This is a genomic window from Bartonella sp. PS17NMGDW (assembly GCF_042193555.1).
In the GTDB taxonomy this organism is placed as follows: Bacteria; Pseudomonadota; Alphaproteobacteria; order Rhizobiales; family Rhizobiaceae; genus Bartonella; species Bartonella grahamii.
In genome coordinates this window covers 1-15,574 of sequence record NZ_JBHILY010000007.1, presented here as the reverse complement: position 1 = coordinate 15,574, position 15,574 = coordinate 1, and the positions used below count along the sequence as shown (strand labels likewise).

The 15,574-nt window shown below is 35.6% G+C and carries 11 protein-coding genes and 2 pseudogenes; 3 read left to right on the top strand and 10 right to left on the bottom strand.

The features are described from left to right. Positions 1 to 227 precede the first annotated feature (227 nt). Positions 228 to 589 (top strand): annotated as a pseudogene (locus ACFIJK_RS05930) (integrase); the annotation flags it as partial. 666 nt (positions 590 to 1,255) lie between these two features. Here ACFIJK_RS05930 and ACFIJK_RS05925 read toward each other — a convergent pair. From ACFIJK_RS05925 to parA, 8 genes are all read right to left on the bottom strand, one after another. Then, a complete protein-coding gene (locus ACFIJK_RS05925; protein ID WP_273788300.1) occupies positions 1,256 to 1,660 on the bottom strand; it encodes a flagellar protein FlgN in 405 nt (134 codons plus the stop codon). A gap of 3,713 nt (positions 1,661 to 5,373) precedes the next feature. Continuing rightward, positions 5,374 to 5,592 (bottom strand): EexN family lipoprotein, encoded by a 219-nt coding sequence (locus ACFIJK_RS05920; RefSeq protein WP_375627169.1) that lies wholly within the window; start codon positions 5,590 to 5,592, stop codon positions 5,374 to 5,376. Positions 5,593 to 5,595: 3 nt separating this feature from the next. Further along, the gene (locus tag ACFIJK_RS05915) at positions 5,596 to 5,865 is read right to left on the bottom strand and encodes an EexN family lipoprotein (RefSeq protein ID WP_375627167.1); all 270 of its coding nucleotides are present in this window, start codon (positions 5,863 to 5,865) and stop codon (positions 5,596 to 5,598) included. 44 nt (positions 5,866 to 5,909) lie between these two features. After that, positions 5,910 to 6,122: an EexN family lipoprotein gene (locus ACFIJK_RS05910; RefSeq protein ID WP_375627165.1), complete on the bottom strand. Its 213-nt coding sequence runs from the start codon at positions 6,120 to 6,122 to the stop codon at positions 5,910 to 5,912. A 3-nt stretch (positions 6,123 to 6,125) separates the two neighbouring features. Beyond that, positions 6,126 to 6,392, bottom strand: a complete 267-nt coding sequence (locus tag ACFIJK_RS05905; RefSeq protein WP_375627163.1) for an EexN family lipoprotein — start codon at positions 6,390 to 6,392, stop codon at positions 6,126 to 6,128. Between the two features lie 187 nt (positions 6,393 to 6,579). Continuing rightward, on the bottom strand, positions 6,580 to 6,816 hold the full coding sequence (locus ACFIJK_RS05900) for an EexN family lipoprotein (protein ID WP_375627161.1): 237 nt from the start codon (positions 6,814 to 6,816) through the stop codon (positions 6,580 to 6,582). Positions 6,817 to 7,938: 1,122 nt separating this feature from the next. Further along, complete coding sequence (locus ACFIJK_RS05895) at positions 7,939 to 8,169, bottom strand: plasmid partition protein ParG (RefSeq protein ID WP_015856697.1); 231 nt, start codon at positions 8,167 to 8,169, stop codon at positions 7,939 to 7,941. Beyond that, positions 8,166 to 8,795, bottom strand: coding sequence for a ParA family partition ATPase (gene parA / locus ACFIJK_RS05890; RefSeq protein WP_015856698.1), 630 nt, complete (start codon positions 8,793 to 8,795; stop codon positions 8,166 to 8,168). The genes ACFIJK_RS05895 and parA overlap by 4 nt, the downstream gene beginning before the upstream one ends. A 1,002-nt stretch (positions 8,796 to 9,797) precedes the next feature. On the opposite strand from parA, the gene ACFIJK_RS05885 reads away from it, so the two are divergent. After that, complete coding sequence (locus ACFIJK_RS05885; protein WP_375627158.1) at positions 9,798 to 10,127, top strand: TIGR01244 family sulfur transferase; 330 nt, start codon at positions 9,798 to 9,800, stop codon at positions 10,125 to 10,127. A 1,658-nt stretch (positions 10,128 to 11,785) separates the two neighbouring features. Here the strand turns inward: ACFIJK_RS05885 and ACFIJK_RS05880 are convergent. Next, on the bottom strand, positions 11,786 to 12,787 hold the full coding sequence (locus ACFIJK_RS05880) for a bifunctional riboflavin kinase/FAD synthetase (RefSeq protein WP_375627156.1): 1,002 nt from the start codon (positions 12,785 to 12,787) through the stop codon (positions 11,786 to 11,788). After that, positions 12,787 to 13,632 (bottom strand): TIGR01459 family HAD-type hydrolase, encoded by an 846-nt coding sequence (locus ACFIJK_RS05875; protein WP_273788305.1) that lies wholly within the window; start codon positions 13,630 to 13,632, stop codon positions 12,787 to 12,789. Before ACFIJK_RS05875 ends, ACFIJK_RS05880 begins: the two co-directional genes overlap by 1 nt. A 1,240-nt stretch (positions 13,633 to 14,872) precedes the next feature. Between ACFIJK_RS05875 and ACFIJK_RS05870 the strand changes: the two are divergent. Further along, positions 14,873 to 15,233: pseudogene (locus ACFIJK_RS05870) on the top strand (helix-turn-helix domain-containing protein). The last annotated feature ends 341 nt before the right edge of the window (positions 15,234 to 15,574 follow it).

The window sequence follows — 15,574 nt, the reverse complement described above, 5'->3', positions numbered from 1 at the left end:
ATACTCTATAGATTTTATACCATTCATGGGAAACTTACATTATACTATTCATATCCAAGATACTGATTTATAAAGATAGTTCATTATTTTTCATGTTAGATGAGAATCTCGAATATCGTAAGATTCTCTCATTTGAAATTTGTTTATGTTGAATCAATCAAAACTGTTCTCTTGCATGTTATGAGCGAGATTAGTGTGTGGTGTGAAACCGTACAAAAAAACTCAAAATGCCTATAATGAACCGTTTCAAATACCAAGGGCTTTGGTCCCCATACAGGGGGGGCTGGTAAAGTGTGTAATCGTGCCAGCGCACTCTTTTTATTAAGCATAAAGATCGTGGTGCTCAATGAATCTACCATTATACCATTCACGAACATCACCGTGAAATGGGATTAGGTGCCTTAAGAAATATTTCTTAAAAAAAGCACGTGAATTGGCAACACAATGACGTTCTGTTTTACATGAGGGACGTGCCCCCATTAAAGAACGAGAAAAACAGAAGCGTGAAATAATGCGTAATCTTCATCATTTAACAGATAGTGCTTTAGATTCTTTTGAAAAAAATAAAGCTAAATTAAAGGATGGTGGTACAGAGAAAAGCTGATTTCTAGCCCTTTATTCTTTCCCAATAAGATCGCCTCCCCATTTAAAATATTACGCCAACAAAGGTATACGCAATATATTCACTCAAATCTGGATGCTCTCTCCAATCTGACATACAAAAACTAAAAACAGCAGAAGAAAATATTAAACCACTTTAATTTTGTCTCAAACATATAGATTTAAACAACTAACCGCTTCGTATCACCACACTTCAAAGGACAGTACTCCATAAGGCTTATAGGCAGTATTCATCACATACTCTCAAAAGACTAATGCATAAAACCTTAATTACCATAGCCCCAAGTAAGCTGTTTTTAAGGCATCACGGGCTGGTCTAAATATCCCCCTTGATCGCCTCCCTAAACTAAAAAATGAAGCTCCCTATTAACTCAGTCTGCAAACAATACTCTGTAAATCCCCCCCTTCTCTTAGTCCTCCCCCAGCTAGCTTCCCAACAGCATGCGGTTCACATCACTACACCTTAAAAGACACTGTTTTAAAAACAGTGTTTTACAGTACAACAGGATAATAATTTAAATACCCAAATGCGCTTAAAACAAGTCTACTCACTAAACGCATTATTTATCCAAATAAACATGATCTACCTAATCATTGTCATCACTTAGAACAGCCAATATTCATCAAATTTGAATCATTCCTCTGTTTCTTTTACGCGTCCAGATAGTTGCATAGCTCTAGAAAGATCATTAACTGCATTTAAATGCGTCTGAAGCAATTCACTATTACGCTGTAATTTTTCTTGTAAATCAGACAACAAACTTTCAACTTCATGCTCAATATCTTGATTCATGTAGCGCTTCACATCGCTCATGGATTTATTAAGATCACGCAAACCACGTATTTTACATAAATTTATTTCTTCGTAATCTGGAACACCACTGCTCTCTAGCATATTGCTTTCATAATCAACAACTTGAGCTAATCCTTTAACAGCAGCAACAAATTTTGTCATCGCCCAATCACGATCAATAAGATTATTATCAAGAACTTTTGCTTTTGATGCAAAACTATCATCACCATATTGCACTACAGACATTTTTACTTCCCCTTCAACACTCTTGTTCAATCTTTCAAATGAGGGAGATTAAACAGGTTCTCTTCAATGCTGATACACTCAATAAAGCTCGTGGTGCGAACATCGCTCAAACAACAGCACGACAATCCTTCAAAGCGTATACCACTTCAACTTTCAACGCATTCTCTCAAGTATTTTTCTTGCTTTGCTCCAAAACCATCATTGCGGCTATACTAATTCACCAAAACGCTATAAACTTAAACCTTACGCAGTAATATTGAAAATCCTACATTTGCTCTGTCTATTTTGGTCTATTTCGCCTTGCCAATTTCCTTTGCCTATTTCGTCACCAGCACGCCTTCAACAGAAAACAACAACGCTCTCACGAGAACTTTGTCCATAAAAAGACCACCTGCCGACAAAAACCCACAGCATATCTTGCAGCATATCAAAGACTTAAGCTCATTAAAAATCTCAGCATTTTAACGATAGCAGCATCTTACCCTCCATAACCTTATGGCTTTCTCTGCACCTAAACTTGCATACCTTCCGGCACCCCATAAGATGGCACCCTACAAAATTAGTTTGCACCCATTCAAAAAGACACACCCCCCCCGTACTCTTTCTGCACACATGCAGTATTTCGCATAAAAAACAAAAAGAACGCTCTTTTGAACAGATCAGCCATACAGCAATATAAAAAAAGACATCTTAGAATAGCTAAACAGCCATCAATCTCCCTTTTTTTAATTATCATTCGCTTTTCTTTGCAATGAACGACTATATAAGATTTTTTGAACCTTTTCAAGAGTTTCTTAGCCAATCAAGTTCGATACGTCTTCAATCGCATATTCACGCGCTTGTTTTAAAGAAACATCTCTTAAGTGTACCCAAGCCTATTTCGCGCCGTGGCCCATGAATAATATAATGATAAATCCCCCATGACGTGTATAAAATCCATTGAGCACTGTCCATCTTTACGCTTAATAAAAGAAGCAAGCCAGCACCCATCACATATTTTGCTAGCCCCTCATGTTGCGATATCCTTGACATTTAAGTGCGGTTCAAAAAGCATGCCTTTCTTGTACAGTTTCGCTCCGCATGGACCCTCCCCACTTGTAACTGCAAAAGACATGGTTTTGGTTGATTAAACCTCGAACAGATTTGGAATGAAAAAATTTACGGTATTCAGGACTCTAATTCAAATTGAATAACGATAGATTATCATTATCTATCAAAATATTATCCAATGCATAATGCTTAACGCTCCCCACATTGATATTTTCAGAATTTCCACAGCATCTTCCTATAGATTATTTCACTCCATAACACAGTTTTCTCTTAATATCGCGGCTTTACATGTGCTACTGGTATAAAAACATAGAAACAATCATTTTATAATAAAGGTACAATTTTTGTTACGAACTTTCTCTCATTTTCAATCTTCTAAATGCGGCTCTTCTCTTTCATAATCATCCCATCTCAAATCTATTCCATGTTGAATAAATTAAAATCACTTGCTTGCACATCACAAAAAACACCCTGATGTGTTGATAAAATACACTAAAAGAAAAATGCGTCTTATGAACCTTCTCAAATGCCAAGGGCTATAGTAAACATTGAAAGCAAGCGTACGAGATGACAGTGACTTGCTCTTTCATAAGTGTAAAGATGGGAGCATTCTATAGATTTTATATTATTTCACGAGAACTTTACTGTTATACCATCTACGAGTGTCATCGTAAAATATTTGTCGTGTGCATTGAGAGATATTTTTTTACACGTACATAAATGTACAATACAAATATATTAATATACAACATAAGTATATTTTGTTTGGAACGTTCTTTTCTTTTGTGCAAAACATGCCCATTAGAGCAACATTAACCAATCTTGCTATGAAATAAACGATCAGAAAACATTTTTGTCTTCTTCCGCGCACCTTAAAGCACCAAGATCTTAACTCAATCTGCTCTGTACGCAGTCTGAATTTTTGTCAAGCGATCTTCTCTTGACTTTCCACTCATGTGATTCACTTAAACGAAAGGCTCAATAAATAAACCTACGAAATCAATTAATATTCTCTTTAAAACTTTCTTTTTAGGATTTACAGTGCTCCAATTCCTCAAGCCTTTATAAAAAAGGAAAGATTCTAAGCTTGCCTAATATATTATATCAACATATACTACAGATTGTAATATATTGTTATTCATAAAATCACCTCAAAAAGAACAGAAAGAGGTTTTTATGACTGATCTCGTAAAAGCCGCTGTGCTTTATTCAACTTTGATTATCACCATGAATGCTTTTGTTGTTATTTTAGTTCTCGTAATAGAAATATACTAAGCATATTCTCTTGGCTTTTTGTAATTTTCTCAAACGATCATCTTAATTTTACATAAGATCAAAGCAAAATTTTAATTCTACAGATAAATCACACACCCAATTTCAAACATCGCTTGCAACTATTTAAATGTTAACTCTGCTTTTTGTATGCATTTTTAACCATCAGTTTCCGTCTTTTCATGCTACTTGAATCTCAACTTCATTCCCGCCTTAAAGAACTAAATTTTCTACCAAATCCGATCTGTAAATAATTTGTCTCCTCATTGAGTAAGTTCCTCTTGCTTCTTCCCTTCAGGGCATATCACAATTCTAAAGGAATATTTCAAGAAACTTTTGATAAATCCATTGAACACCATCATCATACACTTGCGAGGGAATAAACCAGCACCATCACACACTTTTCCAGCACCAAATGTTGCAAACAAAACCTTTAGTACTTGAGATAGTTCAAAAAATCATTTTTACTTCTTTCTTCAACAGTTTTTATCCACACGGACCCTCCATGCTTGTAACGTGCAAGTAGATGATTTTAATTGATTCAACCTAGAACAGATTTTGACGAGATCCTTATTCAACATAAAATAATTAAATTATTTTTATAAATCAAAGTATTATTCAAAAAACATTCATCACACACTCGAGAACAAAAAAAAACTCATACATAAAGTTTTACATAAGCTCCACTGCTCAACATGATAATATTACAACACAATTAAGATAAAAAAATAACAAGGGAAAACCTTGCAAACTCAGAAAAGAGAGGGAAAAAATGAAACGGTGGGAAGAGCGCTCAATTCCTCACACATCCAGCAAAACCGTCCTAGAAAAACTGCCTCACGTCTTAACTAATGTTATAATATTCTCAAATCAAAAGCAATTTTTTAAAAATAGTTTGAGAAAAACATTTGAATATAAAACGATAATAATTCCATTCAGAATGTTTTTCTCTTTATTAAAATAGAGAAAAGTAAATTCAAAACAGATGTTTCCTCCCAATTTTTTTCGAAATTAGCCGCAACGCTTAAAGCCGGTCTTAGTGTGATGAAACATTTATTTGTGATAAAGTCAGCAAAACACCCCAAAGGTAAATTTAATCTCATGTTTTAAATACATGCAACCAAGACATTAAACAATCAGCGCATAATTTGAAAAATTAGCAGTAACACGTAGCAACTCATTCGGATGCAATACTATCACAATTAAAAGCACTTTTTGGCTAGACAAATGACAGTATAGCATCCGTTTACATAAAGAGTACAGATCGTAAACGACTAATTCTTGAAGCCATAAAAAGACTCTCTAAAAGTTAGAGAAAATCTAAAAAACAAAATAGAATCAATAACTAGCAAATTCCTTATTGATAGAGTAATTTATTGAATTTTAAGTTTTTAATTAATGCCAAACATAAGTTCCATATAGGCTTGTCTGGCATGTTGACAATTTTTAGATTTCTCTATAGACGATCGATCCATCTTTTCACATTTTTTTGCCCACTCTTCGAGTAATGTATTATCTTTCTTGAATTCCGCTACGCTGTAATTTTTTTCGCAACCAGCAACGACAAGTCCAGTACAAACCAGCAATGCTGTGATAATAATTTTATTCATGATTTAATTTCCCTCCTTTTTATCTTCAGTTTTTTTCTCGTCATCGTGTACAAAGCTCGTACCAGGCCAATCACGGGCATGAACTTCACGATACGCTTTATCTGCGTTCTTACAATTTTGAGAATCTAAACTCCCTGATATCATACATTTCATTGCCCATTGCTCGAGTAATTTAGGATCTTTCTTAAACTCTGCTACGCTATAAGTTTTTTCACAACCAGCAACGACAAATCCAATCCAAACCAGCAATGCTACAATAATCGCTTTATTCATCAATAAATTCCCCTTCTTTTAGATTGATAAAATTTGGACATAAATTAGGGTCTCAAAAAAAGTTCTATATATGCTTGTCGAAGGTTTTTACAATTTTGAGAGGTTTTGAGCGGTGAATCGTCCTTCTCGCATTTCTTTGCCCATTCCTCGTATAATTTTTCATTTGTTTTGAATTCTTTTACGCTATAAGTTTTTTCACAACCAGTAACAGCAAGTCCAGTACAAAGCAGCACTGCTGTAATAATGACTTTATTCATGATTTAATTCCCTTCCTTTTTATCTTCAGTTTTTTCTTGGTCGTCCTTTCCAGAGCCGAAAACTCCCCATTTTTTACGAGTTTCTAATTCAGCTTTTTCTGCGTTTTTACAATTTTGAGAATCAAAACTCCCTGCAATAAAACATTTCTCTAACCACTGATTGAGTAATTTAGGATCTTTCTTAAAATCTGCTACGCTATAGTTTTTCTCGCATCCAGCAACAGCAAGTCCAGCACAAAACAGCACTGTTGTAATAATGGCTTTATTCATCAATAAATTCCCCTTTTTTCAAATTTACAAAGTTTAGGACACAATTTAGGGACCCATTAAATTTGTACATGCAGTTCATTGTGCATTTTCAAAAATTTTAAAATCAACTTCTGTACGCAATTTTTTCCAACCTATGATGATAAATCGCGTACAAAGAAAAACACCGCTATCAATATATTTTTATGATTTAATTGTTGTCCTGCTTTTTTTCAGTTTCATTCCCCTTTTTGCCACTTTCACGAAGTTGCTTTGCAAGATTTCTATAATGCTCTTGAAAAAGTTCAATATCGGCTTGCATGACATTTTGACAACTCTTGGTTGCAAAAGCAGATCCTCCCATTTTATCGCATTTCTTTCCCCATTCTTGCATCAATTTTTTATCTTTCTTAAATTCCTCAACACTGTAGTTTTTTTCGTGAACCAACAGTAACAAGCCCCGTGCAAAGCAACAGCGCTGTTATAATGATCTTGTTCATGATTTAACCCCTCTCTTTGTTTTATATTTTATTAACAATATCTTTGGATTCACATCCCCTCCTATATTGTGACCTTGCGTCTAACTTTCCTTTGCAAATACGCACACTTGCAACGCAAACATGTTAAATCATGAAAACTGCTTTTATTTATCAGGCTTGCATTTGTAGCATTATCTGCACGGCTGCTCTTTGTATTTGAAGTATTTAAACTTCAGCAGTAATTTTGATATCTTGGCATTTTTCAAAAACCACTTCATCATGAGAAGTCGCACAAAATCTTATCAAAAATTCGTAATGCCTATATCCATTGCAAATTCCCTGCAAACGAAAGAATACACCTTTTAACCAACTGATTGCGCTCTTATCATTTCTTAAACCACCGGAAAAGAAAGAAAACTTTAAGTCCCCCTGCACTTTTTAAATGCCAATAGAAATGCTAAAAAAGCGATCTTATACATTCCAATTGAAGCAAAAAACCTATTTCCTTGCGTACCATTACGACTGGCATTAACTATTTAAGACTATAAAATCATATAAATGTAAGAAATACTGTCTATAATATGCTCAATGACTTCTTGTGTTTATTAGGAATAAATTATAGCGTGCCAATATCAGTAAATTTTATGTATTTTTTTATCCCCCCTTTATAAACATGAATATAATTTAATAAAATGAATTGCTGCATAACAAAAAAAAATAATCAACGCTACTCTTAATTACATTATTTACGCATGTATTAAGTAAAATAAACAAAAAAATAATCTGACGTTTAAAATCATTATCAAGACAATCTTTTTAGAAGAGTACACTTATCTATTCATCTAACAGATAAGATCACAAGAAGTATGATGATTATCACATTTATAGGGAAAATTTTGAAACGGAGAATTTTTCGCAAACGCATCGCTCTTTCATGAGATGATACAGAACCTTATGAAAAACAACTTAAATGAAGCAGCCCTCGTGAAAAAAGAAAGGCGCTTGTATTATTAACTTCGTATAAAAACAACCGATATCATCTCTAGAAAAAGCATTCAAACCAACGAAAACTTATTATCATATATCATTTTTTACACTTTTCCGTATTTTTGTGAAAGCAATTCGCGCACCTCATCGGCTATTTTAGTTCCACGACTTGCACAACTTACCTTAATCAATCGATGCAAACTTTCTGGTATATCAATCGTGAGGCGCTTCATACCTCCACTCATGCTCCCTTTGGGGCTCCCTACCCATGCATCCGCCGTTAAAGGAATTGATTTATTCGTTGGTTTCGTGCCGATTTTAATTTTTTTATTCATCGCGCTAACTCCTTGATTTCCGCTGCAACAGCTTCAATCTCTGCTGTTGCTGGTCCTTGCTTATCAACTTCATAAACCGCCTTCCCCTGTGCTGCTGCTTCTGCAAAAATCACGCGCTGCGCAACGCTAGAAGAAAGAACATGCACGGGGTATATGCCAAGAGCTTCGTTCACATCACGCCCTATCGCTGTATTGACTATTTTACGATTGATAACAAAAGCAGATTTAAGATTTTCTTTATAAACACGTGCTTCGTCAATCAGCTTTACAATTCCATCTGCTGCCCAAATATCATAGGGACTAGGCAAAACAGGTATAAGCACCAAATCCGAAGCCATAAGAGCACTACGAGCAAGATCAGTCACACGCGGAGGACCATCGATAATAATATGATCATAACCATGACCAATCTGTGTAATCTCTTTGTGAACCGTTGCACGTGGTAAACCAATAACCGAAAACAAAGGTGCATCTTCACGCGCAGCAGCCCAATCCAATGCGCTCCCCTGTGGATCAACGTCAATAAGCAATACCCGTGCACCGGTACGCGCAAAACTGGCCGCAAGATTAACACTCAACGTAGTTTTTCCTACGCCTCCCTTTTGATTCAAAAGTCCAATGATCATTTATTACGCCTTTCAGCATTATCGTTTTTACGATTATACAGAAAGTAATAAAAGAAGCAAGCATCCAATACGTGAAAAATAACCATTTCTCCTATTTTTAGGATAAAATGACAGCCCGCAATTTTGTCTTTATAATATTCTTTTAGCATGAGCAAAAACATTATGAAGATGATGCTCTTGAGAATAATAAAAATAAATTTAAACAAGAGACACGCTCTTCTTCCCCCACCCTAAAACGAAGATTCTTAAATCCATATCAATCTGTAAACAATGCTCTGTAAATGATCCAGCTTATTATCTCGCGCCTGCCTTTTGAGCTTCTCCCTTCATGCAGTCCACTTAATGCAACGCTACAAATGAACTCCACTCTGAATATACAACAAACTATAAGGAGCATTCGTTGTCTTGCACGTTGAATGAGAGAGCCGAAATCAGGAAGATTCTCTCATTTCATGCCCTCTTATATTAAATCAATCAACATCATATTTCTTGTACGTTACAAGCAGGGCTGGCGTGTGAGTAAAAACTATACAAGAAAGGATTTAAAATGCTTCTTATGAACCGTCTCAATAGCCAAGGACTTTAGTATAACATTGGGGGCTGGCAAATATAAAAATGGTGCCAGCTTACTTCTTCATAAGCGTAAAGAGGGTGGTGATCCATGAATTTTATACTCTTTACGCTCAACAGGGTAAAATGGGCTTAAGAGAAATAAAGATACCTCTATAGCAAGCGTGTGAACAAGCAACACAATGGAATGTCTATGCTGGGTAAACACAATGGATCATCCATAAAAACCAAACAGCCGTCTTGCATAAGGTTGAATAACGAACATGTTGCGAAGTGAAATATGTTGCATCTTACAACTCATTTTCCCCAAATAGATTTTCTCGACAAAAAGAATATTTTTGTTAAGATGCCATTGAAAAACTTACCTTCATTATGTTCTTTTATATACCAGACCAGAGGGTATCGTGAAGATCGTGCAATTGAGAATAAAAAATGAATTTACAACAAATTGAACCTGATATTTTTATCAGCGCCCAAATTAGCATAGAAAATATCAAAACATTGGCACAAGCTGGTTTTAAAACAATTATCTGTAACCGCCCCGATCACGAGGAACTTCATCAAACTGACTTTTCTAGCATTAAAACGGTCGCAAATGAATATGGCATAAAAGCCTATCACATTCCCATTTCTCCTCCAACTATAGAAAAGTCAGCTGTTGAAGCCATGCAAACAATTTTAAAAACAGCCCCCCTCCCTCTTCTTGCCTATTGCCATCACGGAGCACGCTCGCTGCATCTTTATCGTTTGGCACGTCTTTAAACATAGGTTTCATACACTTCCTCATCGCCTTAAAAGATGAAGAATCTTAAATACACATCGATCTGTAAAAATAATCTGTCAATAATCTTTGTCTTGCACTTTCCACTCAGGATTCCCACTTCATAAAGCTCTACAAGCAAACTTTGCTATTAAATATACAACAAGCATGCACACCTGAAGCCACAAAAATGCATGAAAATTCATATGATGATCAAGGAAATTTATTTTCACCTCACCTTTTATCACTGCTTCACCTTCTTTGTCTCTTCCTTTACCAGTACGAGCTCATTCGTACGCCACAGACACCTAAAACAACAGTAAAACCACTAAGAAAACCCCCATATTCCGTATAAAAGGCATGCAGAATATTTTATAAAAAAGCTGTAAGCTATAATCTATGGTTAATTTCAACACATTGATTTATAACAATTAATTATTTTTCACGTTGAGTGAGAAACCCTAATACCGTAAGATTATCTCATTTTAAGTCTATTTATAGTGAATCAATCAAAAGCGTATTTCTTGTATGTCACAAGCAGGAAGAGTTCGTGTGAAATAAAACGAGTTAAGAAAAAATCCCTCTCATAAACGCTTTCAAATAGCCAAGGCTGTACAACACTGAAGGCTTGTCAATTAACGGATGATACCGGATTGCTATTTTATTAGGCATAAAGATGATAGCGCTCAACGGCGCTTGCAAGATACCATTCATGAGTGCCATCGTGAAAATGGATATGGAAGCGTTGAGAGATATTTCTTTAAAACAAGCGCGTAAATTAGCAAAACAAGTATATTCCAGCATTTTATTTTACCTATGGGGCTTGATCCTATTCAAAAAACAACAATACATTATTGGCGTTGCGTTTTCATATCCTTACAAGACTGCCTTCCCGCTACATTATAGGTGTTATATTTGTGAAAGACAAAGGAGATATATGGACAATTCGTTGCTTGAGAATTTGAAACATTTACGTATTAGGACAACAAAGTTGTACCTTTATCATCAAAAGCATTAGAAATTTTGAAACAAGTACACCTGCTTTCTCGCAATGATTTCTTTTTATCTGCAATCAATCGTAGTCTCCTTAATGTGAATTTCCTGTCACAACATACGAGAGAAACAAGACTTAAAGCATTTTACATCAGCTTCATTCTCGTTTACGTAATTGGTTAGCACAAAACAGCTGCTGTCCACCGCTCTACTTCACAAGACTCAACAAACGAACTTTTTTAAATATTCATCATATGATATCAAACATCACATACGTAAGGTTTTAGATAAGCCCAATATCATTATAAAAGAGTCATCGATTAAATTTTATCAAACTATAAGCTTAAAATCGCAAGAAATTTAAAAAACAGCCTTTCTCCCTCTTCACGTCTATTATTGCCAAATAGGCTGGGGCTTATTCTTTACTGCATCTTTTATGATGGGTTTTAACCGATCAGAAAGAAACAAGCAGTAAACTTTTGAATGACAAGAAAAGCCATAAAATGAATTTTGAAAAAGATAATGCCAAAATCAGATATTCAGATATTCGATTCTTCCTCTCAACAACGGAAAAAACATATATTCCACGATGTTTTGGAATATATCTTTGTGATTATAATCACTTTAAGTGCTATTTTTACGGCTCTTCTCTCTTTTTCAGATAAGTTTAGGGCATATTTTTAAAAGTAAGCAGCCTATCCAACTTTGATAATGGTTGTGCTGTCTTTAGAATTTCTTTTGCTTTTTTTTCATCACGGTGCATTTGTGCAATCAAGGGTTCAAGCCCATCAAATTTTTCTTGTCCTCGCAAAAACTGCAAAAAAGAAACGGTACAGCTTTCCCCATAAAGGTCGTCATTAAAGTCAAACAAATAGGTTTCCAAAAGTGGCGCGCCATCTTTAACAACCGTTGGACGACAACCAAAGCTTGCAACACCATCATACAAAACACCGTTCGCACGACGTAAACGCACCGCATAAACACCATGAGCCAAGCGAACTTGGGAAGGCAACATTTGATTAGCGGTAGGAAATCCCAAAAGACGTCCAAGTTTATCGCCTTGAATAATATTGGAGCATACCCGATAGTGATACCCTAACAAATGAGCCGCTTTTTCTACGTTCCCTTGTGAGAGAAGCTGTCGAATAAAACTAGAGGAAATAATCAACTGTTTTGAATCTTGAAGACGAGAAACACAAGGAACTTGCACAACCTCAAATCCATATTTTTTTCCCCTTTGGCAAAGAAGATGTGAATTTCCACTTTTCTGATGACCAAATTGAAAATTTTCCCCTGTCACCACAACTGAAACATCAAAAACCTGTTTTAAAATCGATTTGATAAATTCATCCGCTGAAAGCGTGGCAAAGTGCGCATCAAAGGGCTGTTCAATCACGCCATTAAAGCCAAGGACTTTAAAAATTTCAGCTTTTTCAGCTGCCTCTGTCAAACGATAGACAGGAGCTGAACGTTGAAAAAAACTTCTTGGATGTGGTTCAAAGGTTAAAACAACTGCTGGTTTCTTTTTTATCTGCGCGAAATCAAGCGCTTTTTGCAACACCATCTGATGTCCGCAATGAACACCATCAAAATTTCCAAGTGCCAACACGGCTCCCCGCCAAGCCGAGGGAAACATGTGAGTCCCCTGAAAACGCAAAAAATTAGCCATTACTGAAGTGCCCACATGATTGCTTGTGGTTTATAACCATGACGTTCAAGAAAAGAATGCAAAGCTTGCTTATCCACCACACCATTTTGCGCATAATCATAATGATGAATCCCCCCCATAATATAAAGGGCATCAAGACCAAAATGAGCTGCCCCCTTAATATCTGTCAAAAGACCATCACCGATAGCTAAAACTTGACTTTTTTCCACAATTCCACGAATGTTTTGAAGTTTTTCAAAGGCACACTCATAAATAGGCGCGTGAGGTTTTCCAGCAATGCGTACTTCCCCCCCTAATTGTTGATAAAGACGCGCCAATGCACCAGCGCACCAAAATTCTTTATTTCCATAATGGACAATCACATCAGGATTAGCACAAATAAAAGGTAAATTCCGCGCCCGCATGCGAAGAAACATCTCCTCATAAGCAGAGGGTTCTTCGTCAAAATCTTCAAGAAAACCGCTACAGACGACAACAGAAGCCTCCCATTCTTCAACAAATTCACACTCTAACCCTTCAAACAGCACCAAATCACGTTGTGAACCAATAAAAAAAACTTTACGCGGAGCAGTCCGAATGAGATCGCGCGTTACATCCCCTGAAGTGATAATGGCATCATAATAGTCACGATGAACATTCATGCTTTGTAATTGAGCAGCAACATCTTCCCGTAGCCGAGGAGAATTGGTTAATAAAATAACACTTTTTCCCATTTGTCGAATTTTATACAATGCTTTCAACGCTGGTTCAAATGCATGTACACCGTTATGCACAACACCCCACACATCACAAAAAACAGCATCATAATGCGTTATAATAGTCTCAATATGGGTAAGTTCATTCATGGTGCACCTATCTTTATTTATCATTTAAAGCTGTCTTTTATTTCAAAACTACTTACCGAAAGATAATACTTGTGTCATCTGCTTTCTCAAACCATATTCCAACTTTGCATCGCTTATAGCAATCATAAGAAATGATAAAATAAATAAGTTATCGTTAAGTTGTGCAAAATTCTAAAACGCTTTATATCAAAAGCTTATCATTCCACAATGCTCATTTTTCTCATAAAAACTTTAATTCTAACAATAACTGCGTTGATACAGTTTTTTATCTAAAACACGCACATTCTTAAAAACGAACAAAAAAACTCCTTAAAAAAACGCTTCCCTAAGTATAGAATTATTAATTTATAATAATAATTTATTATTCATACATAATGAGAAACCAAAATATCTTTTCTCATTTCAAATCTGTTGATATTGAATCAATCAAAACTATTCGCTTGCACATTATAAGCAGGATGAGCGTATAAATAAAAACACGTGAAGAGAGAAAAAATAGCTTTTATCCTCCTTTTCAAAGGTAAAAACTGTCGTAATATTTTAAACTGACAAAGAGTATGTGCCCTCCAAGCATCTTTTTTTTCAGTAAAGATAGAAATATAGCTTTTATCCCATTCATCGAAGCTTTTACGTTATACACTTTACGAAACGCCATTCGTGAAATGGGCGCTAACATTGAGAAATATCTTCTCAAAACAAACATGTGAATATACAACAACCAAATCTATTCTGTTTTGATTTTATTTTGCATGAGGGCTCTTTACTCATAAAAGGTTTCCCCTATCATCATGATATCTCAGACGCATCAAAACAAGCCATTTTGGTTATTGATTAAGAACAGCACCATAGGCGGTGCCTTGAGCTTAAAAACCAAGGTTTACCTTTGTAAAAAGCGGATCTGAAAACATGAGTTTAGTAAGCGAGTCTTAAAAAGTTGAAAGGCAAACAACCTCTCATTTAAAAAATCTATCCATCTCAAGAAAAACTATTTTTATTGCCAATCTCCTAAAATTACTTTACTAATTAGAAAATGTTTTGGTCGTATACGCAACGACCAATAGGGCCTTGAAAACCCGAAACCCTAGCGTAACATAAACCCACTGTGTGGGTATCCCGGAATTCCGGGAGATTTTGCTATGTCCAGGTGCCCCAAGCACTAAAAGCAAAATGCTGACTAGGGTTCAGTGTTTTCAAGCTCCCGGAATACCAATGCGAGGGCGCTCGCAACCGGAGGGGGAAAATGCAAACTCAAAATCTTAATATTGATCTTTTTGTAGGCAAAAAAAATTCGCTTTAGGCGAAAAATGCTAAAAATGTCTCAAAAAACATTAGGGCATCATTTAGGTGTCACTTTCCAACAAATCCAGAAATATGAAAAAGGCTTAAACCGTGTGAGCGTAGGACGTTTAAAGGAAATTTCCGATATATTGAATGTCCCTATTGCCTTTTTTTACGCTGATATCATCAAAAAAGAACATACCCCGTACCATTATGATGAAATCGCCTCGAGCAAAGAGGAATATTTGCTTTTAAAAAGTTTTAGAATTCTTACATCTGTCAAACAAAAAGCAATTTTAAAATTAATTTCTGATCAAAATTAAAACCTTTAAAAACATAAGTATAGGGTGCTACACGCTCTGTTCTTGCCTTCCTTCCCACACACCAAAGGATGCAAATCCCTCCTCAAACTGGTTGATACACAATCCAACTTCTCAAAAACAGCTCCCTCTCGGCTTCACATTTCATATGGTTCCTTTCACAAAATTATACAAGAAAGCCCTCTCTTGAATATTCACTACACTCTCTTATCAAAACACCCCATGCATAAAGTTTTTATACCTTACACCACACCTCAAACGATGATGTTTTTACAGCACAACAGAATAAGCATTCATGCGGATTTTAAAAAATTAGCCCCTTCTTCGCTGTGGACGCTCCATTT